This is a genomic window from Paenibacillus sp. LHD-117, from assembly GCF_030929555.1.
GTDB lineage: Bacteria > Bacillota > Bacilli > Paenibacillales > Paenibacillaceae > Pristimantibacillus.
Genome location: NZ_JAVFVT010000008.1, coordinates 103,822 through 128,159, shown reverse-complemented (window position 1 = coordinate 128,159; position 24,338 = coordinate 103,822). Strand labels below are relative to the sequence as shown.

The 24,338-nt window shown below is 55.9% G+C and carries 22 protein-coding genes; 2 read left to right on the top strand and 20 right to left on the bottom strand.

Annotated elements, in window-relative coordinates:
* Window positions 1–36 precede the first annotated feature (36 nt).
* The 20 genes from RB620_RS08380 to RB620_RS08285 form a co-directional block, all read right to left on the bottom strand.
* Entirely contained in the window at window positions 37–480 is a 444-nt protein-coding gene (locus RB620_RS08380; RefSeq protein WP_308093424.1) for an SRPBCC domain-containing protein, read from the bottom strand.
* 28 nt (window positions 481–508) lie between these two features.
* Window positions 509–991, bottom strand: a complete 483-nt coding sequence (locus tag RB620_RS08375; protein ID WP_308093423.1) for an SRPBCC family protein — start codon at window positions 989–991, stop codon at window positions 509–511.
* Between the two features lie 88 nt (window positions 992–1,079).
* Window positions 1,080–2,051: an acetylxylan esterase gene (locus tag RB620_RS08370; RefSeq protein ID WP_308093418.1), complete on the bottom strand. Its 972-nt coding sequence runs from the start codon at window positions 2,049–2,051 to the stop codon at window positions 1,080–1,082.
* Between the two features lie 81 nt (window positions 2,052–2,132).
* The gene (locus RB620_RS08365) at window positions 2,133–3,287 is read right to left on the bottom strand and encodes a Ger(x)C family spore germination protein (RefSeq protein WP_308093417.1); all 1,155 of its coding nucleotides are present in this window, start codon (window positions 3,285–3,287) and stop codon (window positions 2,133–2,135) included.
* The gene (locus RB620_RS08360; protein ID WP_308093415.1) at window positions 3,284–4,768 is read right to left on the bottom strand and encodes a spore germination protein; all 1,485 of its coding nucleotides are present in this window, start codon (window positions 4,766–4,768) and stop codon (window positions 3,284–3,286) included. The genes RB620_RS08365 and RB620_RS08360 overlap by 4 nt, the downstream gene beginning before the upstream one ends.
* Window positions 4,765–5,871: a GerAB/ArcD/ProY family transporter gene (locus RB620_RS08355; RefSeq protein WP_308093414.1), complete on the bottom strand. Its 1,107-nt coding sequence runs from the start codon at window positions 5,869–5,871 to the stop codon at window positions 4,765–4,767. Before RB620_RS08355 ends, RB620_RS08360 begins: the two co-directional genes overlap by 4 nt.
* A 169-nt stretch (window positions 5,872–6,040) precedes the next feature.
* Window positions 6,041–7,099 carry an ABC transporter substrate-binding protein gene (locus RB620_RS08350; RefSeq protein ID WP_308093412.1) on the bottom strand — a complete coding sequence of 353 codons (1,059 nt, stop codon included), beginning with the start codon at window positions 7,097–7,099 and terminating at the stop codon, window positions 6,041–6,043.
* 39 nt (window positions 7,100–7,138) lie between these two features.
* Window positions 7,139–7,993 carry an ABC transporter permease gene (locus RB620_RS08345; RefSeq protein WP_374121380.1) on the bottom strand — a complete coding sequence of 285 codons (855 nt, stop codon included), beginning with the start codon at window positions 7,991–7,993 and terminating at the stop codon, window positions 7,139–7,141.
* Entirely contained in the window at window positions 7,993–8,790 is a 798-nt protein-coding gene (locus RB620_RS08340) for an ABC transporter ATP-binding protein (RefSeq protein ID WP_308093411.1), read from the bottom strand. Before RB620_RS08340 ends, RB620_RS08345 begins: the two co-directional genes overlap by 1 nt.
* Window positions 8,791–9,525: 735 nt before the next feature.
* Window positions 9,526–10,287 (bottom strand): hypothetical protein, encoded by a 762-nt coding sequence (locus RB620_RS08335; RefSeq protein ID WP_308093409.1) that lies wholly within the window; start codon window positions 10,285–10,287, stop codon window positions 9,526–9,528.
* A 125-nt stretch (window positions 10,288–10,412) separates the two neighbouring features.
* Window positions 10,413–12,311: an ABC transporter ATP-binding protein gene (locus RB620_RS08330; RefSeq protein ID WP_308093408.1), complete on the bottom strand. Its 1,899-nt coding sequence runs from the start codon at window positions 12,309–12,311 to the stop codon at window positions 10,413–10,415.
* Window positions 12,308–14,041, bottom strand: coding sequence for an ABC transporter ATP-binding protein (locus RB620_RS08325; protein ID WP_308093406.1), 1,734 nt, complete (start codon window positions 14,039–14,041; stop codon window positions 12,308–12,310). The genes RB620_RS08330 and RB620_RS08325 overlap by 4 nt, the downstream gene beginning before the upstream one ends.
* A gap of 248 nt (window positions 14,042–14,289) precedes the next feature.
* Window positions 14,290–15,168, bottom strand: coding sequence for a carbohydrate ABC transporter permease (locus tag RB620_RS08320; RefSeq protein WP_308093405.1), 879 nt, complete (start codon window positions 15,166–15,168; stop codon window positions 14,290–14,292).
* Window positions 15,169–15,184: 16 nt separating this feature from the next.
* On the bottom strand, window positions 15,185–16,066 hold the full coding sequence (locus RB620_RS08315; RefSeq protein WP_308093403.1) for a carbohydrate ABC transporter permease: 882 nt from the start codon (window positions 16,064–16,066) through the stop codon (window positions 15,185–15,187).
* A gap of 283 nt (window positions 16,067–16,349) precedes the next feature.
* A complete protein-coding gene (locus RB620_RS08310) occupies window positions 16,350–17,669 on the bottom strand; it encodes an extracellular solute-binding protein (protein ID WP_308093402.1) in 1,320 nt (439 codons plus the stop codon).
* Between the two features lie 112 nt (window positions 17,670–17,781).
* A complete protein-coding gene (locus tag RB620_RS08305; protein ID WP_308093400.1) occupies window positions 17,782–18,570 on the bottom strand; it encodes a response regulator transcription factor in 789 nt (262 codons plus the stop codon).
* A 4-nt stretch (window positions 18,571–18,574) separates the two neighbouring features.
* Window positions 18,575–20,332 (bottom strand): sensor histidine kinase, encoded by a 1,758-nt coding sequence (locus RB620_RS08300; RefSeq protein WP_308093399.1) that lies wholly within the window; start codon window positions 20,330–20,332, stop codon window positions 18,575–18,577.
* 131 nt (window positions 20,333–20,463) lie between these two features.
* Window positions 20,464–20,664: a twin-arginine translocase TatA/TatE family subunit gene (locus tag RB620_RS08295; RefSeq protein ID WP_308093397.1), complete on the bottom strand. Its 201-nt coding sequence runs from the start codon at window positions 20,662–20,664 to the stop codon at window positions 20,464–20,466.
* 52 nt (window positions 20,665–20,716) lie between these two features.
* A complete protein-coding gene (locus tag RB620_RS08290) occupies window positions 20,717–21,271 on the bottom strand; it encodes a RidA family protein (RefSeq protein WP_308093396.1) in 555 nt (184 codons plus the stop codon).
* Between the two features lie 67 nt (window positions 21,272–21,338).
* Window positions 21,339–22,943 carry a flavin monoamine oxidase family protein gene (locus RB620_RS08285; RefSeq protein ID WP_308093395.1) on the bottom strand — a complete coding sequence of 535 codons (1,605 nt, stop codon included), beginning with the start codon at window positions 22,941–22,943 and terminating at the stop codon, window positions 21,339–21,341.
* 349 nt (window positions 22,944–23,292) lie between these two features.
* On the opposite strand from RB620_RS08285, the gene RB620_RS08280 reads away from it, so the two are divergent.
* Window positions 23,293–23,538 (top strand): MerR family transcriptional regulator, encoded by a 246-nt coding sequence (locus tag RB620_RS08280; RefSeq protein WP_308093394.1) that lies wholly within the window; start codon window positions 23,293–23,295, stop codon window positions 23,536–23,538.
* A 15-nt stretch (window positions 23,539–23,553) separates the two neighbouring features.
* Window positions 23,554–24,297, top strand: coding sequence for a twin-arginine translocase subunit TatC (gene tatC / locus RB620_RS08275; protein ID WP_308093393.1), 744 nt, complete (start codon window positions 23,554–23,556; stop codon window positions 24,295–24,297).
* Window positions 24,298–24,338 lie beyond the last annotated feature (41 nt).

The following is a 24,338-nucleotide window of genomic DNA, read 5'->3' as shown; positions in this document are numbered from 1 at the left end:
CCGTTCCGTATGTTCTAAGTTGATAGGTTACCCGAGCTAATATGGCAACTCGTTGCCGCTCAGAAAAGCGTACAGGTTCGCCAACGACATCGTGTACCCTTCTTCCGTCTGCTTGGCGGCCGCTTCGTCCTCGTACCCCGTCTCCTTCATCGTGACGCGTGTTCCGCCGTTCTCTTCTTCTAATAAGAAGGAAGTGACCATATCCGATTCGACGCCGTCGAACTCCCACCTGACGGAGAAAGCCGAACGTTCCTCGACTTCCGTGATGATCGCGCGAAGCGTTACAACTTCAGAGCCGCTATGATATTCATTCGGCGTATGATGGAAGAAAATCGGCTCTCCAACCTCGAGCTTCGGAATATCCCACGGCGAGCCAGGGGAATACCATTGCGACAGCTCTTTCGCGTCCGTGACCGCCTTCCATGCGCGCTCGCGATCCGCCTCCACCCAAACGGAACATTCTACCGTCATTTCCGACATCATTATTCCACCCTTGTCTATCGTTTTTTCATATCTGAAGCAGCTTGTCCGTCAGCTCCGAATACTCGACGAATTCCTTCTCCCACATGGTTTTGTGATCCGGCATCTCTCTGCCGTCCAGTAAAGCGGCCACTACGTCCAGACAGACATGCCAGCCGGCCAAATCTTTCGGCGTATGCGGCGTTAAGGCGCTAATTTTCTCGATGAGCAGCAGGCGCGTGCCTTCTCCGGACGGCGACAACTCGAACCGCACGATATCCTCGCCCCAAGTATATTCCAGCACCGAACCTTCCTCGTAATCGAGAATGTTCATCTCTTCGAAGGTGCCGTCGCCCATATCGAATGTCAGCAATCCACCCTTTCTCAGCTCCGCGACGCGAAGCTCGGAGAACCACTTGGAAAGCTTGTCGTTATCGGTTAAGTACGCCCAAACTTCTTGAGGGGCATGATTATAGGTTCTTTCGTATACGGCCCTGAATCCGTCGTTTGTTTTCTCCACGCTCGCCAACATGTCCATCTCTCCTCATCCGACTCATGAATTTGCATATTTCGCGCAACGATTCCTTGGCGAACGATTCGACGTCCCGCCTGCCGCAAGTTCAGCGGCCGTCGAACCAATCAGGGAACCGCCCTTGCATATAGGACAGCTTTACTTCCGTTTGTTTGGAACCGCCGCCTTCGTGGCCGTTGAACGGATAAACGACGATCTCCTTCTCACCGCGGATCCGGTTGTACGAGGCGAAATACATGAGCGGCGGGCAAGTCTCGTCCTTCAGCGCGACCGAAGCGAGCACGGGACATTCGATGCGTTCAGCCATATTCATTGTATCGAAATAGCTCAGGTTGTCCATGACCAGATCCGTCTGCTCGGGATGGCGCCTCAAATATTCGGTTACGGCGCCGAAAGCACCGTGATTGCCTTCGATGCGGGCAACGATGTTGCTGTTGCTCGGCACGTCGACCATCGCAAGCTTCGCCCGATCGTCGAGCGCGGCCACCGCCATGCCAAGCGCGCCGCCTTGGCTGCCGCCCTCGATGACGATACGCTCGGCGTCGATATCGTCCTGCGCGCAAGCGAAATCGATCGCCTTCAAACAATCCATGTACGCATAGCGGTAATAATACTCATGTTTGTCGTGAACGCCTTTGCTCGCGACGTTGCCCATGAAGCCGTGCGTATAATGGGCGCTATTCCCCGTCTTGCCGCCTTGGTCCCTGCAATCGACGGCTAGAACCGCCATCCCCATCATGACCCAGTGCATGAAGTTAGAAGGATTGCCCCGGCTGCCAGTGAAGCCATGGTAATGGATCAAGCATGGCACCTTAGCCTTGCCTTGGAAGGACGGCAGGATCAACCAGCCGCTAATCCTCGTCTCGTCCATCCCGTTGTACGCGATATCGTAGACGCGCACCGAGCGGATCGGATAATCGACTGCTGTCCGCTCCGGCCGAAGCGGAACCGCCCGTGCCTGCTCCAGCGTCATTCGCCAGAAATCGAAAAAGTCGTCCTTACGCGTCAACTCAGGCAAATAGTGATAAAGATGTTTTGTCGTTTCTTCTATGTAACCCACTTTGTTCGTTCCCCTTTCGCAAACCTTACGCCAATAACTTCTCCCCTTCCGGCTTTCAATCCTGCTTGGCTCTCTTATTTGTCAAGGAGGCGTTCCCTGGTACTTCCCCGTATTGATCAACCTAACCTTCACGTCCACCCCGGCCAGCGATTCGAGGGTCAAAAAAAATTGGCGTTCGGCCGCCAGCTTGCGGAATGACTTTGGATTCGACCGGTACAGCTCTTCCGACAATCCGAACGGATCGCAGCCGTGTTTGACGCCTTTCAGGAACGTCGCTTCGACTTCTTCGCCAATGCTTTGTCTCGCAATCCGTTTGAGTTCCTCCATCGTGGCATGATCCATCATTTCCATGACGTAGCCCTCGGCCTCAACCCCGATTCGGAACTTCGCGCCACCCGCATCGGCGATGGAGCGGATGGACAGTTCGGGATGCGAGAACATGATGAGCCCGAGCGGCTTATCATCCTTCCGCACCACGAGCGGGGTCCGCTCGAGAGCGGACTCCGCCCAGCGCGCTCCCCGCAGCTCGTCTGCCGACAGCCAACCTGCGAGTTTGTTATCGTGGAAGTAATACGCGCCCGTCAGAATGAACATCGGCTTCTGCTTGTCATCCTCCGTCCAATCCCCGATATCGACGCCGATTGACGGGATCGAGGCCGGTTCGCCGGGTTCGTTCAGGTTCGCGATGAGGCGATTCGCGGTGACCGGCAGCAGGAAGGAACGATCGGAGCTCGCCTGCGTCCCCGTGTACATTTTGGTATACAGCGGCGACATATTCAGGATCGATTTCTGCATCAGCACTTCCCTCATGTCCCTATCCGTACCGTATACATATACGGTATACCGGACCTCACGATAGCGGTTAATCGCGCTGTAGACGTCCTGCACGTTTTTCTTCAGCGCTGCCTCCGTCATGACCAGAACCTTCACATGTCCCCAGAACATCCTCAGCTGAGAAGCCTCCCCGACATCGATTAATGCCGAAGAGACGGTATCTCCTTCCCCTTCCCCGATCCAGACCGGGGTATCCTTGCCCACCTCGACCTGGTCGGAATGGGCGATCGTCGTGAAGTTGATGATCTGCGCGTACGCGATCCACTTTCCATCCTTGTAGTCGATGCCGATCGCCGCGGCATACGCGTTGCTCTGAATGTCCGGCATGGCGGTGCAGCCGCTCGAGAAGATCAGCAGCGCTCCGATGGCGACGGCCATGAACCATCTTCGGCGCGGGCTCATTGGTCATTCTCCTTCTGGTTATCGCTATCGACCGTATCAAGCACGACCGGACGTTTCTTCATCATCGCCCACGGCACGCGAAGGAAGGAAATGAGGAGTTGCTTGACGCCAAGCGGCGACAAGGGCGCCAAGTACGGTACGCCGAAGGGCTTAAGGCTCGCCATGTAACCGAGCAGCAGCACCATGCCAAGGATGACGCCGAACATGCCGAGCATCGCCGAAAGCAGGAAGAAAAAAAAACGGAGCACGCTCACCTGCGTGCTGAGCGTCTGGTTGACGAGCGTCACGCCGGACACGGCCGTAATTGCGCCCACCACCACGACGGAAGGAGAGACGAGACCTGCCCGGATTGCGGCGTCGCCGATAATAAGGCCGCCAATGGACGTAAGCGTCTGACCGATGGCGCTGGGGAGACGAATGCCTGCTTCGCGGAATATTTCCAGCAGCATGAGCAGCAGGAACATCTCCATATGCGAAGACAGCGGCATGCCGAGCCGGGTCACCGAGATGGTCGCCATCATGCGGTACGGGATCTGATCCGGATGGAAGGACATGAGCGCAACCCAGATCGCAGGCAGGAAGATGGATAGAAACAGACTGATCCCCCTAATAATCCGCGCGAAAGAGACGTACGTATAATTAAAATGTGCGTCTTCCGGCGATTTGAGGATAAGCGAAAGGCCGGCCGGCGCGATCAGCACCATCGGCAGCCCGTCGACGATAATGACGATTCGGCCCGATAGCAGGCTGCTCACCACGTAATCGGGACGGCCCGTAAAGTCCATTATCGGCAGAAGCTTCAGCTTCGAATCCGACAAATATTCCTCGAGCTGGCTGATGCTGACGATCGCATCCACGTCGATGCGGCCGAGCCGCTCCTTCATTTCTTTCAGAATGGAGGGGTTCAGAATATCCCGGAAATAGAGCAGACCGATCCGCGTCTTGGATCTTCGTCCCAGCATAAGATGCTCCACTTGCAACGACGGGCTGCGCAGACGTTTGCGGATGAGCGCGATATTGACCGTAATTTCCTCCACGAACCCGTCCCGCGGACCTTTGACCGAAATTTCCGTATTCGACTCGAACGGCTGCCTTGTCGGCTTGGCCGAGATGCTCACGCAGCCCACATCGCCGGTCTCCGTGAACAAGACGAGCAGATCGCCTTGGAACACCGCCTCCGACAGCTGATCCGGCAATTGTTCCCCCATCGGTATAATCGGCATGACGCCCGACAGCCTATCCAGCGGCTCCGCGATCACGCCTCTTTCCCCGTACAGACGGTTCAGCTCCGGCAATACGAATTTGCCGATATCGGCGGTATGGCTAAGCCCCTCCGCGTACGCCAGAATGACCTGCGCCTCCGCGTTCCCTCCGAACCGGCACGGCTGGATCAAGACATCGGCGCTTCCGTCGAATAATTCTCTCAGCTTCTTCTCCGTCCAATTCTCCCGTTCTTGGGATTTCCCATCCGAATCCTTCACATCGATTCCTCCTTCCGTTTCCGCCCTCTCGAGAATAGCGCCACGAACATCCACACGAACGAGAGAGGCAGCAGCACGGCCAGCGAGATCGGCATATAATAGAGGGACATCCAACGATACACGTCGTATTCGTTAATCGGGATCATCGAAGCCAGACCGTAGGTCGTCATGACGGCGATGACCGCCCAATTCCTTACTTTCTTCTTGCGGAACCGGAAGAGATCCACGAGCAAATAAACGGAAAGGCTAATGCGGATACAAGCCCCCGACAACCATTGGAAGATGGAGAGAAAGTCCAAATGTTCGATATACCGGCCGATCTGGACCAGTCTCCACTGCTCATAGGGCGAAGTCATCTGGTGCGCCGCTTCGGCGGGACCGAACTCCGTAACCGCCGCCATCAGCGGTCCCATCGAGATCAGCGTGGAGAATAGCCCATACAGCAACAGCTGCCAGATCTTCACTTTCTTCTTCAGCCGATGTTGGAGTAGGATAACGGCTAACAGCTCCACGGACCCGGCCCCCGTATACACCATGCCGTCCACGACGGGGCTGAAGCCGTGCTCAAGCACCGGCTGGAGCAGCGAATAATCCTTCATCGGCGAGTTGAACGCGCTGACGAAGATGCCGAGCGCGACCACGATCGGCAGCAGCACCCCGGAGACGACGGCAATGACGCCAAGCCCCCACAGGCAGATCGCCATGCAGAACAAGACCAAGCTCCCGGCTATCAACAGCTTAGGCGTAAACGGCAAATAATTGGTAATATGCCAGGTCGCGGTGTGCACCACGGTCATCCCGCCGATCAAATAAAGCTGAATGGCAACCGGAAGCACGAGCAGAAAGGCAAAAGGACGGCTGATCCGAGCGGACAGCCAATCCATCCATGGCTCCTGTCCGGAGCGGCGCATCAGCCAGCCGAGAAGCGCGATCCAGATCAGGAACAGCCCTCCGCTTACGAGCGCCGTCAGCCACGAATCGCGTCCCGACGCGTCGAGCACCATCGGATTTACGATAACATGGCTAGCCAGGCCGTTCATAAGCGAAAACATCATAAATAACTGCACGAAATTAATTTGGCCCGAGCTTTTAATGTGCCCCACCCCCTCTCACTGCCGCCATCTTCCACCCTTTTTTTGGCATCCGTTAGTGTAACCTTTTCCACTTTTTTCTATCCCGACTGATCGAATGTCCTCAAAGAACGAAACGAAGCCGCTCCCTCCGAGGGGAACGGCTTCGTTTCGGTACGGCTTCGTTATTCGCTTTATCCGATTACGGCGCAGGCAGGAACTCGGTTGTGAAAATCTCCTTGGCGTCGAACTTCTTCTTCAGCAGGCCAAGTCCGTTCAATTGGTCGATCAGCGTCGTCCAGCGTTCTTCCGTCATATAACCGAAGCCATGCTCGGCCGCGTCGCCGCCGTACACGAACTCCTTCTGGGCTTTATCCTCGAACTCGATCGCGTCAAGCGCGATATTCGGGTTGGCGGCGTGGATGACTGGATTGATCTCCGCCGATGTATCCTTGTAGGACATCCAGCCTTCGGAGAAAGCTTTCACAAAATTCGCAACATCCTCCTTATGATCCTCCAAATACGCTTTCGTCACGAATAGAACGACGTTATACGGATTGTACCCCGATTCTGATACGAGCAGCGTCTTCACCTTCACGCCTTCCTTCTCCATGAAGAACGGCTCGGACGTCACGAACGATTGCGTCACGGAGGTCGGATCCGCCAGGAAGTTGACATGCTGGCCCGTATAGGTCATTTCCTTGGCACCGCTCAGATCATAGGTGCTTTTCAAATAATCCCAGTACGTAATGCCCGGCTGAATGAACACCGTCCTGCCGTTCAAGTCCTCAAAGCCGCTAATTTTCTCGCTTTCTTGGAACATGAACGCCTGCGGACTGCCTTGCAGTGCCGCCGCCACGACGACCAAGTCGATGCCTTGGTTTTTGGCGATGACGATCTGGTCGGCGTGAGCGAGACCGAAGTCCGCGTTGCCCGAAGCGACGATCTGCACGGCGGATACTTGCGGCCCGCCAGGCTCGATCGCGACGTCCAGGCCGTTCTTCGCGAAAATGCCTTGCTCCTTGGCCGCGTACACGCCCCCGTGCTGCGCCTTCGGGAACCAGTTCAGCACGAGCTTCACCTTCTTCGCCTCCGCTGGAGCCGTCGGCTCAGCCGTCGCTTCGGACGAGGCGGAAGGCGATGCGGATTCCCCGGAAGGCGATTCCGCCGGTTTGTTGCCGTTGCCCGAATTGCTGCAAGCCGAAGCCATAACCATGACCAGCACTAAAGCGACTATCATTCCCCCGAAACTTTTTTTCATTTTGTTTCTCCTCCACTTTTCTATTTTTTTATGTTCTTCTCATTTCATCGCGGACTCGTGCCAGGAACCGAGAATCCGATTCGAGATCAGGCTCACGATGAGGTAAAAACCGATTCCGAGCAAGGCCGCCGCAATGCCGCAGGCGAATAAGAACGGCGTCTTCATTTGGACCGCCGCGATCGTAATGGCATAGCCGAGACCGCCTTTGCCGCCGCCGATCCCCGCGACGTATTCGCCAACGATGACGCCGACGATGGATAGGGTGCACGAGATTTTAAGGCCGGTCATGATATATGGCATCGCGGCAGGGATGCGAAGCTTCATCATTTTCTGCCACTTGGAAGAATTATAGAGCGTGAACAGCTCGTCCATGTTTTTGTCGACGGAGTTGAGCCCCATCAATGTATTGGAGATGACCGGGAAGAAGCCGATCAGGAAGGCGATAACGACGATCGAGTTGTACCCCGCTCCGAACCAGATCACGACGAGCGGCGCAACGGCTACGACCGGAATCGTCTGCAGAATAATCGCGTACGGATAGATGCTTCGTTCGAGCACGATGGAGCTGGCCAGCAGGATCGACACCCCGATGCCGATAACCGCGCTGAGCAGAAATCCGATGACGGATTCCAATACCGTTATCCGAACCGCCTCCCACAGAATGCGCCAGTCTTCGATTGACGCTTTGATCACATCCGTCGGTTTCGGGAAAATGAACGGCTTCATGCCAAGCCATAACGGGATCCATTGCCATAGCGCCATAACGACGACAAACGCGATGATCGGGCCCAAATAGTAACGCATGAAGGTTCCGCCGCTCCGCTTCTTCGGCCTCATGACGGCTTCGGCCTCCTGCGTTCCGGCAGCCGCCGTTTCCACTGTAGACAAGGACATTAGCCCAGCTCCTTCCTCCCTGTTCCTTGTTCCAAATGCATTGACGCGAGGTTCACATATTCCCCGAACGCCCGCTCCGTCCGCATGCTCAGCTGACGCGGATACGGCAGCTCTACGTCGATAAGCGCGGACAGCCTCCCCGGACGGGCCGACATGACGGCGATCTTGGATGAGAGCAGCACCGCTTCGAACACGTTGTGCGTCACGAACAACACCGTCATCTTCTCCCGTTCCCAAATGTCCAGCAGCTCCAGCTGCAGGGATTGCCGCGTTATTTCGTCCAAGGCGGCGAACGGTTCGTCCATCAGCAGCAGCTTCGGCTTCGCAGCCAGCGCCCTTGCGATCGATACCCGCATTTTCATACCGCCGGACAGTTGCCTCGGATAAGCCTTGTGATAATCCTTCAGCCCGACCATCTCCAGTACCCGCTCGGCAGCTTCCTCATGCGCCTTCCTACTGCCTCCCCTAAGCTCGAGCGGCAGCACGACGTTGTCCATCACGGTCCGCCATGGCAGCAAATTCGCATCCTGGAAGACAAACGCGATATCGCCGGATTCGCGAATCAGCTGTTTGGGCGCCTTGCCTGCCACAAGGACGCTGCCCGAGGTCGCTTCCTCCAGTCCGGCCACCATCCGAAGCGCCGTCGACTTGCCGCAGCCCGACGGCCCCAGGAAGCTGACGAACTCCCCTTCCTTGACCGAGAAATTCACATTTGTTAATGCGATCGTTCCCGTGTTGTATATTTTGCTGACATGGTCAAAGGTCACGATCTCCGCCGCGCCATCCGCATCTTTCATACCGCCGCCTCCTCTATTGTCCCGCTCGTCTTCGCTGCTCGATCATCCATGTCAATTTAACTGACATGTTATCATCTCGCCTAAGCAACAACAATGGATGGAATCGCTAAAAATCGCATCCCCTATTGGTCATGTTATCTAGTTCGGCCGTCGATGGGAGGCATGGATGCAACCGCCGACGTTATGTTAGGTCACATCTGGAGGCGTAGCTACGCCTCACGTACCTACAGCTCCCGATCCGGTGCATCCGCGGGCTGTAGGTTCGTTTCGCGGACCTGCAGCTCCCGATCCGGTGCATCCGCGGGCTGTAGGTTCGTTTCGCGGACCTGCAGCTCCCGATCCGGTGCATCCGCGGGCTGTAGGTTCGTTTCGCAGACCTACAGCTCCCGATCCGGCGCATGCGCGGGCTGTAGGTTCGTTTCGCGGACCTACAGCTCCCGATCCGGCGCATCCGCGGGCTGTAGGTTCGTTTCGCGGACCTACAGCTCCCGATCCGGCGCATGCGCGGGTTGTAGGTTCGTTTCGTGTCCTCAGATAGGCACTTTCGTCGATACGCTTCTAAGAACAGATTTCGCCATACGCAAGTATCCTGGCTACACGTGTGCTTTTACCCTCCCGTGACCTGACTAGCACCGGCTAGAAGATCCGTTTCGCGTACCAACACTTCTTTGGACGCCAAAAAAGCGACGAGGAACGTTTCGCTCCGCGTCGCTTCTTATGTCCCTTGTCGCTCCGTTATGGTTGGCCCGATGCAGGCGCTTCCGGTGCTCTCATTCCGCCCATTCCGCCGCCCATTCCGCCGCCCATCCCGCCAATGCGAATCTGCGTCGCTTCCTGCGTGCCTTCCTTTAGCCAAATGGTCAGGATATCGCCTTCTTTGAACTCGGAAACAGGCACATCGGTCATCACGGGACCGCTCTCTCCGAAGGACATGCTCTGGATGAGCGTGCCGTCCGTGATCGCTATATCAACGAGCTCGTCCGTGAACATCTCCGCCATCCCCATGCCTCCGCCTGGGCGACCCTCTCCGTTTGGCGGCTCTCCACCGCCCGCCGGCGCTTGTCCCTCGCTTCCTGCCCCGCCGCCCTCTTCGCCGGCCGCTTGCCCGTCTCCCGCAGCATTCGCAGCGCCCGAATCATCGCTTCTCGGCGGCTGGCTCTCGTCGCCAGGCGCTCGATTGCCGCGCATGCCGCCGCGCTCGCCCATCGACGCGGGATCCAGCGACGACTTATACACTGTAATCGTCGAACCGTTGACGGCAGACACTTTGCCCATCAGGCTGAAAATGTTCCCGTTCTCGTCGGTCATACCCATGCCTCCGCCCATTCCGCCCATGCCGCCTTGGCCGCCTTCGGTCGCTCCGCCCGTATCCCAAGCGCCAGCCTGCGCCCCCGCTTGTTCCTGCGTCCCGCCCGAATCGGCGGATCCCGCCCCGCATGCCGATAACGTCAGCAACAATGCAGCTGCCCCCGCCGCAATCATCATTCGTCTCATCATGACAAAACCCCCAATGTAATCACATTAGGGGTAATGTAGCATAGCGATATGAACGGCACATGAACATTCCAGGCCCGCGAAGCTGCCTCTATAAGCGGAAGATCGCAAGACACGAAGCCGGACCCTTATCCCGCGGTTGCGGCAGCTCCTGCCGAGAATTGACTATTGTACAAATCGGCGTAGAATCCGCCTCGCGCGAGCAGCTCCTCATGCGTGCCCTGTTCAATGACCGAACCTTCCTTCATGACGAGAATAAGGTCCGCATCCCGGATGGTCGATAGACGATGAGCGATAACGAAGCTGGTTCTGCCTGACATCAGATGGTTCATCGCCTGTTGAATTTGAATTTCCGTGCGCGTATCGACGCTGCTCGTCGCTTCGTCGAGGATCAGAATCGACGGATCCGCAAGAATCGCTCTGGCAATCGTCAGCAGCTGCTTTTGGCCTTGCGAAATGTTGGACGCCTCTTCGTTCAGCACCGTGTCGTAGCCTTCCGGCAATGTCCGGATGAAGTGGTCGGCATGCGCGGCGATCGCCGCATTGACGACCTCCTTCTCCGTGGCGCCTAGTCGGCCGTAGGCGATGTTATCCCGGATCGTGCCGTTGAACAGCCATGTATCCTGAAGCACCATGCCGAACAAGCTGCGAAGCTGTCCGCGCCCAAGCTCGCGGATATCCCGCCCGTCCACCGTAATCGCTCCATCGCCTACTTCGTAGAACCGCATCAATAAATTGACGAGCGTTGTCTTGCCCGCACCCGTCGGACCTACGATGGCAACGGTCTGGCCGCTTTTTACGCGGATATTCATGTCTTGAATGAGCGGCTTCTCCGGGTCGTAACCAAACCTTACGCCGCGGAATTCCACCGCGCCTAGCGGCTTGCCGAGTACAGGCTGCTTCGCGGCTTCCGGCGTTTCCTCTTCCTCGTCTAGAAGCTCGAATACCCGTTCCGCCGAAGCGAGCGTCGACTGGATGATGTTCGCAATATTAGCAGTCTGCGTGATCGGCATCGTGAATTGGCGGGCGTATTGGATGAATGCCTGAATGTCGCCCACACTGATCGTGTTCTGCGTTACGAGCACGCCGCCCACGACGCAAATGCACACATACCCGATATTGCCGATCAAATTCATGAGCGGCATGATAATGCCGGAAATGAATTGCGCCCGCCAGCTGGAGTCGTACAGCTTGTCGTTCATTTCGTCGAATTGCCGGATCGACTTGCGCTCGTGCCCGAATGCTTTGACGATCGTATGGCCCGTATACATCTCCTCGACATGTCCATTTAGCGCACCAAGCTGCGCTTGCTGGTTCTTGAAATGCACCTGAGAGCGCTTCGCGATCATCCCGATGACGACAAAGCTGAGCGGCAGCGTCAAGACAAGGATCAACGTAAGCAGCGGGCTGATCGTCAGCATCATTACGATGACGCCGACCAGCGTCACGATGGAAGTAATGAGCTGTGTCAAACTCTGCTGCAGCGTGTTGCTTATGTTGTCCACATCGTTGACGACGCGGCTCAGAATATCTCCGTTTGAACGCGAATCGTAAAACTTCAGCGGCAGCCTTCCGAGTTTGTCGTTCACTTCGTTCCGCAGCCGGAATACGACCTTCTGGGCTACTCCCGCCATGAGATACTGCTGCACGAAACCGAACAATGCACTAATGACATAGAGTCCGGCAAGCAATCCGAGAATTTGAAAAATACCCTCGAAATCGATCTCCGCTCCCGGTACGACGATGCCGTCGAACAACTTATCCGTCGCTCTGCCCAGTATCTTGGGGCTCAGAATCGAGAACAGCGTACTGAGTATCGCCGCTGTAAGCACAGCCAGCAAAGTTAGCCGGAAAGGCTTTAGGTAACCGGACAGCCGTCTAAGCGAGCCTTTGAAATCTCGCGCTTTCTGTCCGGGTATGCCCATCATGCCCGGTCCGGGGCCGAAGCCCATCGGGCGCGCGCCCGGACCCGCTCCTCCGCCGTGAGGGCCACCAGCTTTCGACCCGTCTCTTGTCTCCTTGCTCATGCGCTCTCCTCCTCCGATAGCTGCGAGGATACGATCTCGCGGTAAACGCCGCAAGTCTCCATTAATTCCTTATGCGTGCCGATCCCCGCGATCCGCCCTTCGTCCAGCACGATGATGCGGTCGGCGTCCATAACGGTGCTAACCCGCTGGGCGACGATCAGCACGGCTGCATCCGAGGTTTCGGCCCTCAGCGCGCCGCGCAGCTTCGCATCCGTCTTGTAATCCAGCGCGGAGAAGCTGTCGTCGAACAAATAAACTTTCGGCCTGCGCACCAGCGCTCTCGCAATCGACAACCGCTGCTTCTGGCCGCCGGATACGTTCGTCCCGCCCTGCGCCAGCACGGAGTCGAAGCCGTCCGGCATCGCCGTCACGAAGTCGAGCGCCTGCGCGGTCTCGGCCGCTCTGCGAACCTCTTCGTCCGTCGCGTCTTCCTTGCCGTACCGAATATTTTCGGCCACCGTGCCCGAGAACAAAACCGCCTTCTGCGGCACGAGCGCGATCGTCTCGCGCAAGCTCTCCTGCGTCCAGTAACCGACATCCTTGCCGTCGATCCGGACGGAGCCGCCGGCGGCATCGAAGAAACGCGGAATCAAGTTGATCAGCGTCGTCTTGCCCGAGCCCGTGCCGCCAATGATCGCCGTGATCTCGCCGGGACCCGCGCGGAACGAAATGCCCGACAGCGCCGGCATCTCGGCTCCCGGGTAGCTGAAGCTGACGTCGTCGAACTCCACGATTCCTGCGGCAGAAGACTTGTCCTTCGCCGATGCGGCCGACCGGTCCGTCACCGACGGCTCCATATCCAGCACCTCGTTAATGCGAACCGCCGACGCGGATGCGCGCGGGACCATAACGAACATCATTGAGAACATAAGGAGCGAGAACATGATCTGCATCGCGTATTGAATGAACGCCATCAAATCGCCGACGCCCATCGCCCCGTCATCGATGCGAAGCCCGCCGAACCAGACGATCGCGATGGTCGACAGGTTCATGATCAGCATCATGACCGGCATCATGACCGCCATGATCTGATTCACCTTCACCGACGTCTCCATCAGGTCGCGGTTCGCGTCCGTGAACCTGTCCCGCTCATGCTCCGTCCGGTTGAAGGAACGAATGACGCGGATGCCCGTCAGCCCTTCGCGAAGCACCAAATTCAGCCGGTCGAGCTTCTTCTGGATCGCTTTGAAATACGGCATGCCTTTCGAAGTAATGAGCCAGATCGCCCCCGCCAGAACGGGCAGCGCCACGAGCAGAACCAGCGTAAGCTCCGCGTCCTTGTAGAGCGCCATGATAATGCCGCCGATGCACATCATCGGGGCCATGACCATCAACCGTAGCATCATCATAAGCACTTGCTGCACCTGATTAATATCGTTCGTCGTCCGCGTGATCAGGGACGCGGTACCGATTCGATCGAACTCCTGCAAGGAAAAGTTCTCCGCATGCTCGAACACCTTGCTCCTGACGTTCCGCCCGAAGCCGGAAGAAATCCGCGAAGCGTATAGGCTCGCGAGAATCGAGACGACCGTGCCCAGCACGGTGAACAGCAGCATGTAGCCGCCCATCCGCCAGATGTAGGGTTTATCCCCTTCGATTACGCCATTGTTGACGATATCCGCCATCAAGGTCGGCAAATACAGCTCCGACAACGATTGAAGCAGAATAAGCGTCATGACTAGCGCAATCGCGGCCCGATAAGGCCGCAGTAACCGGAACAATCGCAGCATCTTCCGTCATCATCCCCCGTGTTCGGCTCAGCGCCCCATGCAGCGAAACGCATGAAACGTCCTGCCTTCTTCTTTTTAGTTTAGTAGTAAAATAAACTCCATCTCCTATTATATCGGCATTGGTCGGAGAGATTCAATCCGCCCCCTCGACGCCATCAAAAGCCAGACGCCCCCATCCCAATGTGACAACATGGGATGGAGGCGTCTGTTTGTGTTTCGGCGCGGCGCACCGTGACGCAACGATCGATTTATCCCTTCACGGAGCCGGCCGCGATGCCTTCCACGATGCGGTCGCTCAGGAACAGGAACGTCAGAAGGATCGGCAGGATGCTGATCATCAGGGTCGCGCCGATCGCGCCCCAATCCGTCGTGTACTGGCCGATGAAATTTTGCACGCCGACGGTCAGCGTCTTGAAGCTATCCGTACTAATGAAAGTATTCACGAAAATAAATTCGTTCCAATTATAGATCATGTTGATGATGGCCGTCGTCGCGAGGACGGAGCTCGTCATCGGGAACACGATGCGGAAGAACATCCGGTTCACGGAGCAGCCGTCGATGACCGCCGCTTCCTCGACTTCTTTTGGCAGCGCGTAGTAAAAGCCCAATAATATCATGATCGTAATCGGCATGTTGAACGCCACGTAAGTCAGAATTAGCGATAACGGATGGTCGATCAATCCCGCTTTGTTGAAAAGGCTGAACAGCGGTATGAGCGTGGAATGCACGGGAATCATCATCGCGACCATGAACAGGCCGAGCACGAAGGAGCTTCCCTTCCACTTCATCCGCGTCACCGCGAACGTAACCAGACTGGCGATCACGACCGTGAGGGCCGTGGCAACGATGGTAATCCATACGCTATTCAAGAAATAGACGTCGATATTGCCCGCGCTCCACACTTTGCCGTAGTTTTCCCAGCGGGGATTCATCGGCAGCGACAGCGGCGGAAGATCAAACACTTCTTGATTGTTTTTGAGCGAAAAGAACAAAAGCCAAACAAGCGGAAACAATTGCAAGGCGGCCACAGCGGCCAGCACCAAATAAAGCACGGCGTAACCCAGCTTGGCGACCGCGCCGGAGCCTCGTTTCCCTTCCTGCAGCCGCGCTGCGGTTTCGGTCATCATGATGGTTCCCTCCTGCTTACGAATATTGAATCGTGTCCTTCGACGCGGTGAATTTGCGAATCAGCCAGGTCGCGACGAGACAAATGATCAACAGGAAAAAGCCGATCGCGCTGCCGTAACCGAAATCGTACGATTTGAACGCTTCGCTGTACATATACGATGCCATGACTTCGCTTGATCCGTTCGGCCCGCCGTTCGTCATCACATAGATGAGATCAAAGTATTTTAACGAACCGACGACTGCAAGGACGACCGTCACCTTAATGACTTCCATTGCGAGAGGAAGTTTGATCTTCCACGCGATCTGCAAGGCGTTCGCGCCGTCGATCTTCGCCGCTTCCTCCAGGGAAGCCGGGATGTTCTTCAAAGCCGCGTAATAGATGAGAATATAGAAGCCCGCATATTGCCACAGTATCGGGATGAACAGGGCGAATAACACCAAGGAAGGCTCGGCGAGCCATGCGGGAGGATTGTCGATGCCCATGGATTCCAACAAGCTGTTCAGGATGCCGTTCGTCGGATGATAGATCTTCAGCCAAAGCTGCGCGATCGCCACCGAGGAGAGCAGCATGGGAATGAGATATATTTTGCGAAATGCGTTCGCCCCTTTGATCTTGGAAGCGAGCACCATGGCAACTGCCAAATACAGAATCAAGCTAAGTCCCGAAAATACGGCCAACAGCAACGAGTGCCAGGCGCTGTCCCAGAACAGCCCATCCTTAACCAAAGCCGCGTAGTTGTCGAGTCCGATAAACGTCAAGTCCCCGATGCCGTTCCATTCGTTCAGGCCGTAATACCCGGTCAGCACGATCGGGATATAAACGACGGCCAAGATGAGCAGCAAGGCGGGCAGGACGTACAAGGCGATTATTTTTTTGTTCGACATGACTTTGTCCATCTCTTCCGTCTCCTTTCCTCCCAAGAGGTAGTTCAAAAAGTCCAATTATGATCACGAAGTATACCAAGATGTATCTCGACGTCGAATCTTGAATTCAGCCGGAACAAGCCTATGCTTTCGAAGTATGTTTCCTCCGGAAACATTGAAGGTGCTCACGTAGCTCTGCTACGCTCCGCTCCTCAGTTCTCGGCTTCATCCAACCTTCTCGGTGCTGATAATCGGACTTTTTGAACTTTATCTCAATGTAAAATCTCTTTTTTCTCTCTCTGCTGTCTTGGGAGCGTTACTTGCCTTCGGCTACGGCTGCGTCATGCTCCTGAGCGAATTTCTCAGGCGTCGAAGCTTTGCCGAACAGCGCTTGGATTTGGTTGAGATGGATTTCCGCCGCGTTTGCGTTCATTTGCACGTCAGCGAACAACGTAATGCTGCTTGCTTGGTTCATTTCGTTGAACAAATCGATGTAAAGCTGCGGAAGCTCCAGGGAAGACGTATCGACCTTCGTAGCCGGGATCACGCCCGCGCCCGTTACCGATTGCTCGCCCCACTTCGCCACAAAATATTCCACGAACTTCTTCGCTTCGTCCTTCACCTTCGAGTTCTCCGAGACGAACAAGCCTACGCCCGGTCCGCCAACCCAGCTGTTGATGTCGCCTTTGCCGCCTTCGGCCGTCGGGAATTTGAAGAACCCTACGCTGTCGCGGAACTCCTTCGGAATTTCCTCGTTCGTCGTGAAGTTCGGCAGCTCCCACGTGCCCATCAGGAACATCGCAGCGTTGCCGTTCAGGAACTCGGACTTCGCTTCTTCGTTCGACAAGCCGTTGAAACCTTTGACGAACGCGTTGCCGTCAACCAGCGTTTGCACCTCTTGCGCCGCTTTCATGAGACCTTCGTCCGCGAAGGAAACGGAGCCTCCGATTGCGGCGGACAACGATTGTTGGCCCGCGAAGCGGTCAGCCAGGTACATGTACCAAAGCGAGCCCGTCCAACGGTCCTTGTTCCCTAGCGCAATCGGGGCGACACCGTTTTCAGACAGCGTTTTCACAACATTCTTGAATTCATCGTAGGTTTGCGGAGCTTGAAGGCCGTATTGCTCGAAGATGGCCTTGTTGTAGTAAACCGGCGCGATATTAAATTCCAAAGGAAGCGCATACGTTTTGCCGTCAATGGCATAAGCTTCCGTCGTACCCGATACGAATTTGCCGTTCAGCTCCCCGCTGAGCAGATCGTCGATCGGGGTGAATAGATTGCCTTCCACGTACGGTTTCATGAATCCCGCCGCCCAGGTTACGCCGACATCGGGCAGCTGATTGGATGCGGAAAGCACTTTCAATTTATTTTTGTATTGTTCGTTGTCGAGCACTTCTTGTTTGATCGTCACGTTCGGATTTTCGGTTTCGTAATCTTTGATGATTTGGTTCACGATTTTGTTCTGACCGGCGGATACGCCTTCCGGCCATAGGTGCATAAAGTTGACCGTCACTTTCTTGGTTCCGCTTTCATTTGTTTCCCCGTTTGAGGATTTCTCGCCGTTGTTCCCGCAGCCCGCGGCCGCCAAAGCCAAACACGTAGTAAGCAAGAGCATAGACCATTTCTTTTTGAACACGTTTACAACCCCTTTTTTCGAAGATGTCATTGGGATGATTCCCGCTACACCTTCATTGTAGCAACGCCCCGGCAGAGCCGTAAGGTCATGGGGGTTGGGAAAAAGTCTACTTTCATTGGATCGTTTCTTCCCGATAAACGACGTTTTTGCGATATTGACCGGGACTAACGCCCTCTACGTTTCGGAACACTTTCAAAAAATATTTGTCGGTCTGGTAGCCGACCTTCTCCGCGATTTCCGCGATGGTTGCTCTCGTGCCGGAGAGCAGCTCCTTCGCGCGCTGCATTCTTCTCCGCGTCAAATATTCCGTGAACGTGAGCCCCGTTTGCTCCTTGAACAGCACGCTGAAATAACTCGCGTTCATGTGCAGATGATCCGCGATGTCGCGCAGCGACAGTTGCTGATCCAGACGGACTTCCATGAACCGTATGGCCTCCTGGACTTGCAGGCTGTACGCGTTGTCGTTCTGCACGGTTTCCAGCAGCTTCGGATCCACCAATTTCTCCATGCGCTCGACGCGCAGCCGCTCGTCCTTGCGTTTCAAGGCAGACTCCACCGCTTGAACCAGCTTTATTTTGTCGATCGGCTTCAGCAAATATTCAATGACGCCGTATTGCATCGCCCTGCGCGCGTAATCGAATTCCGGATGTCCGGAAATGACGATGACCTGGGGCGGATGCGGCAGCTGGGAGACCCTCTCGACAAGATCGAGCCCGCCGAGCTCGGGCATGCGGATGTCCGTGATCATCAATGCGGCTTCATTTCCCTCGAGCCATGCCAGCGCCTCGATTCCATTAGCCGCGGTAACGATCCGGCTTCGGCCCGCCGACCAGCCTTCCAGCACTTTCTTGACGCCTTCCCTCGTTCTCGGTTCGTCGTCCACGACAAGTATCGTGTTCATCTTCTCAGCTCCTCCCATCATCGCTAGGTATTTCGAATGCCATCACGGTTCCTTTGGATTGTTCACTCTTGATCGTCAGCCCGCCCGTTTCTTCTTCGAAATAGAGCAAAAGCCTCTTCTGCACGTTCGCGAGACCGATGCCGTTCCCTTTGACCGATGCGGTGTATCCTTCGGAGAATGCATCGTAGATTTCCTTAAGCTGTCCCTCGTTCATGCCCGGACCGTCGTCCGCGACTTCGATTCGCGTATAGCCCGGATTGCCGGTTGCCGGCATCACGCGCAGCGTCACCGTGCCCGGCCCGATACGCTGCTCCACGCCGTGCAGAATCGCGTTCTCGACGAGCGGCTGGATCAGCAGCTTGGGAATGGGCACCTTGCGGCATGTTTCATCCGCTTCGATCGTCCAGCTTAATCTGTCCAGCATGCGCATATCCATGATCGTCAAATACCGCTCCGCGTGATCCAACTCGTCTCCGATCGTCACCCATTCCTCTTCGTCGGCTCGGCTGATGACGTAGCGGAACAGTCCCGACATGGCGACTACGACGCGGGCCAGCTCTTCCTCGCCCTTCTCCTCCAGCGCCCAATAGAACGCCTCGAGCGTATTGAACAGGAAATGCGGATTAATCTGGGCTTGCAGCGCTTTCAGCTCCGTCCGGCTCTGGATGATTTCCTTCTGGTAGACGACCTCGATCAAATCGTTGAGCGAGGCGACCATTTGGTTATACGTATGGTTGAGTTCGTTGATTTCCAGCGTCTTGGACGTAACGGGAATCGGCTTCAGCGTGCCGAGCCTTGCGCTTCTCATCGCCCGTATGAGGTTCAGAATCGGACGGGTAATCATCGTCGATAGAATAAAGGATAAGATCAGGAACAATATTCCGCCGACCATAACCGACACGATGATGGCGGTCCTCAGAACGGAAATTCCCTCCGTCGCGTAACGGACGGGAGTCAGCATGATAATGCTCCAGCCGGTAGCTTCGGATCGCCGCTGAACCTTGATAAATTCGTCCCCGTCCATGACGACCGTCGACCCGCTATCGTCAAGCTGGCTTGCGTTTACTTCCATGCCGAAGTCGGACGTGATCGTTCCGCCCTTCTCGTCTACGAGGGCCAAATATTCTTCGATGCCGGTACTTGCATCGTCGCCGGTCCGCGATTCGGTCAGCTCGAAATAATGTTTGTCCACCTGTACCATGACGTAACCGGCTTGGGAGAAGGACCTGTCCATCAACCGTACGCGGCGCATGGCGATGACAATGCCGGGATATCGCTCGTCCATGCCCAACCACACCAGCTGTCCCTTGCCTTCGTCGACGCGATGGATCCATTCGTCCGACACCCGATCCCTGAGACTTTCATCCGTCAGCGGAACAAGCCTTCTGTAATCGGATGTATACAGCTCGATCGAGCGGACCCCCGTCGTATAGGCTTCGCTTTTGCGCACTTCCCGTTGAATGATCTGCCTGTCCTGGAAGCTGATCGTTTCGCCGGAAGCTATTCGCTCCAGCATGCTCTGAACCGCCGCGTTGGTCGCCACCTGGGCCGTGAAGCTGTCCACCTGGCGCAGCAGCACGTCCAGCTTGCCCGTTGCCTGGGCGGCGGTCTGCTGAATATGTTTTTCGGCGTTGTTGCGAAGCAGAACGGACACTTGATTATACGCAAACAGTCCGACCGAAGCCAGAACGACCACCATGACCAGCATGAATCCAAGCAAAATTTGATTGCGCAGCGTGTTTAGCTCCGCAAATTTCCCCATGCGCTCACCCCACACCTTTACTGCACACTACTATACACAATTCGTCTCTCAAAAAGAAATCCCCAGTTTCAGGAGACCGATCGGAAAACAAAAAAGAAGCGAGGCCGGCGCCCCGCTTCCCGCATCTATTCTTATCCCTTGCTAGCCGCTTCCTTCGGCGTCTCGATCACGTCTTCCTTCGTGTCGGACACCAGCTCCTTCGCCGACGTCTTGAACTCGTGCAGCGTCCGGCCGACCGCGCGGCCGAGCTCCGGCAGCTTCGACGGTCCGAAAATGATAAGCACGACGACCAAAATCATTAACAATCCCGGGAATCCGATATTTTGCAGCATGCGAACATCTTCCCCTTCCTAGTCTATTCTGGATCGGGCCTTCGCCCGTCGATTAATCCTGATCATGCGGCGTCGGATAAGCCGCGACCGCCTCGATCTCGATGAGCCAATCGGGGTTCACGAGACCGGCGACGCCGACCGTCGAACGAGCGGTCTTCACCGGGTTTTCTTTCGTATTAAAAAATTTTGCGTAGGCGTTGAACCAGCCCGTGTAATCGAACTTGCCTCCCATCGCCGCATCCGGCGTCACATAGACGCGCAGGTAAATGACGTCCTTCAGCGACAGCCCTTGCTCCTTCAGCTGTTTTTCGATATTTTTCAGGATGCCTTCGGCCTGCTTCTCGGTATTGCCGTACCGCTCGTAGACGGTTTTGCCATCCTTGTTCAGCAGCGGCGGCACCGTGCCGCTCGTCGAGAACGTCGCCGAACTCTCGGGGAGCGCCACCGCGCTTGAGATGGAGGAGCTTGGGCTGCCGTAAAATTCCGGTTCGTGAACCGGAGTAAGCGGGAACTTGTTCGGCGTGACGCTCGCATATACGGACGCGCCGATGAAACAGGACAGGACCGCCGTCCCGATCAATACTTTCACGTTGCGGTTGATCGCCATATCGATGGATACCTCCAATAATAAAATGAGAATGATTCCCTTAACGTTCGCTCGCGAATGTCCTGCCCTACTCCTTCATGACTCTCTGAGCGATGTCGGTCACGACGGCCCTTGCCGATTCGATGCCGCCCGCCATCCACGCCGTTATATAGCTGATATGCTCGCCGGCCAGATACACTCTGCGGTCGGGTTTGCAGAGTGTCGGATAGACGGTTTGCCGCTGATCGCCGGAGTAGGACACCCATCCGCCTTCGTTGTACTTAATCTTCTTCCAGTCGACGGAGAAGGAGGCTTCGAATTCTTTGTGGTATTGCGAATGGATCTTCGCGCCCTGCTTCAGCGCATGCGCCTCGCGCTCCTGGAATGTCATCGCGCCGATCTTGTCCGCGTTGCCGCCGAAAGCGTAGTAGCCGAGAAGCAGCCCCTTCTTCTGCATATAGCCGGTCGGTGGATAATAGATGGAGGAGATATCCATGTTCGTGAGCGTGTTGCCACCGTAGATTTGTTCGTCCTCTTCCCAGAAGCGGCGTTTGAACTGCAGGCCGATCTTGCCGGCGGAAGCATAGCCGATGCTTTCGATCGCCTTCTTCATGTCCGGCGAGAAATCCGCTTTGATTTTCTTCAGGACCGGCAGCGGGATGGTACAGATGCAATAATCCCCTTCCACCTTCTGGAACTCGCCCGTCGCCAAATTTTTGTACGTGACCGTTACGCCTTTCTCGCTCTGCTTGATTTCCGATACTTCGGAATGGAAGCGAATCTTGCCTTTGAGCCGGCTCTCGAATGCCTTCGGAATGGCGTCGATGCCGCCGACAGGATGGAACATCATCATCTGCTGGTCGTAACCGTATTCGCTGCTCAGAAAGTTGCCGAAGCCGGAATTGATGATAGCCTTCATGCTGAACGGATCGCGGATGACGCCCGCATCCAGCCGGGCGCCCGGCTCGTCCTTGTAACCTCCCCTCGACGTGCCCTTGTAGAAGAGATCTGCGTCGAGTCCGCCTTCCGTGCGAAGGTAGGCGACCAGCTTCTCCTTCTCCTCGGCCGTCAGCGGCATGTCGAGCGCGTTCCGGTTCACGGCCTTCGCCATCATCTCGCTCACGTAACCGCGCACATCCGCCTTCGCCTCGCGCTTGCGGATCTTTTTGCCGGAGAGCTCCCCGACGTTTTCGTTATAGTAATAGGCATGGTCGTTGACATTATTGAACGGTTCGATTGGAATACCGAACTTACGAATGTATTCCATCGTGACGTGGAATTGCGGAATCCGCATCGGTCCCGCGTTAAAGTACAGTCCGTCGGAAAATCTCGCGACCTGCTTCTGCCCGCCGATCTCGGCCACCGTCGTGCCGCGGCGCACCGACCAGATCCGTCCGCCCGAGCGCGCCCTGGCTTCCAGTATAGTGCAATCGAATCCGGCCATTCCAAGCTCGTATGCGGCCGTCATGCCCGCGATACCCGCGCCGAGAATGACGATTTTTTTGCCGCCGCGATTGCTCATGGCCAATTCGTTTTTGTCCGGCGGCACGTAATCCGCCGCCTTCAGCGATTCGGGGGACAATAACCCGAGCGTGCCCATGACGCTGAATACGGCGGCGCCCCCGCCGATCTTCCCTACCGTCGTTAGAAACTGCCGCCTCGATATCTCGTTTGGCGATTTGCTCGATTCCATTCCGCTCCACTCCCATTCTTCAGCATCGATGTGCATGGTTTACCACACAACGACAAGATAGCACGGGGCGAATGACAGATTCTATTTTTATGTAAGAAAGACTGACATAAATTATTTTTTAAGCTAGGTAAGTTTCGATAAAATCCCCAAATATAGGCTAAAGTCCCTAAAGATATAATCCATTTTGTTCCAAAAGTTAAATGATTAGTTCACATTGACCATTGTCTTTTACCCTTCGCGTTGCTAAAATCTCTCCCAAACGAACAAATATGTCACATTATCTAACTCGTAATTGTCATCAGATTCATTGACCAGAAGTCTAACTATCGGTCTAGGAGGCGGAGTTGTTATGAGTCGGAAAGTTATGGGCATTGGCATGGTCAGGGAATTGACGGGGTTGACGGAGAGGCAAATCCGTTATTACGAGGATCGTCAGTTGGTTTTCCCCGATCGCACCTCGGGCGGCGCAAGGAAGTTTTCGTTCGAGGACGTGGAGCGGTTAAAGGAAATTCACCGGAAGCTGAGAGACGGCTTCCATACGTTCGAGCTTCGCAAAACGATTATGGCCGACCACGCGCATTCAATCGATACCTAGAGAGGAGGCATCGCCATGGTCAAACCGGTTATCATGTCTTTCCTGGAGCATCTGGTAGAGCTTCGGAAACAAATCATCGTCATCGCGATCGTCTTCGCCGTATGCACGGGCATCGGGATCGGGGTCGCGCCCCTTATTCTCGATGCGATCAAGAGCGCCCCGCCGGCTTCGCGGATGGAATGGAACGCCTTCTCCCCTTTCGACGGCGTGCGCGTCTACATGGTGATCGCGATGGTTCTCGCCCTGGCTTTGACATTGCCCGTCGCGCTGGCGCTCATCTGGAGCTTCGTGAAAAAAGGGCTGTATCCGCACGAGAGGGCTGCCACCCTCCGTTACATTCCATACAGCGTCATCTGTTTCGTCGCCGGCATCAGCTTTGGCTACTTCGTCGTGCTGCCGATGAGTTTCTCCTTCGTCAACAAGATTTCCGAGAATCTCCACTTGACCGAAACCTATGGCGTCGCCGAATACTTTTCGTTCATGATGAATATCGTGCTGCCGGTCGCCGCGGCCTTCGAGCTGCCGATCGTGGTCATGTTCCTTACGCGGATCGGACTGCTCACGCCGCAGCGCCTGAAACGCTCGCGCCGCTACGCGTATTTGATCCTGGTCGTCGTCTCCAACCTCATGACGCCGCCGGATTTTGTCTCGGATTTCCTCCTCTTGATTCCGCTCATCCTGTTATTCGAGATCAGCGTCTGGCTGTCGAGCTCCGTCTATCGCAAACGAATCGCAGCGGCTGAAAGTTATGCCTCCTGAAGCCCTTCCTTCTCGCGCCTGAATAGCAAGAAAAGCAGCAG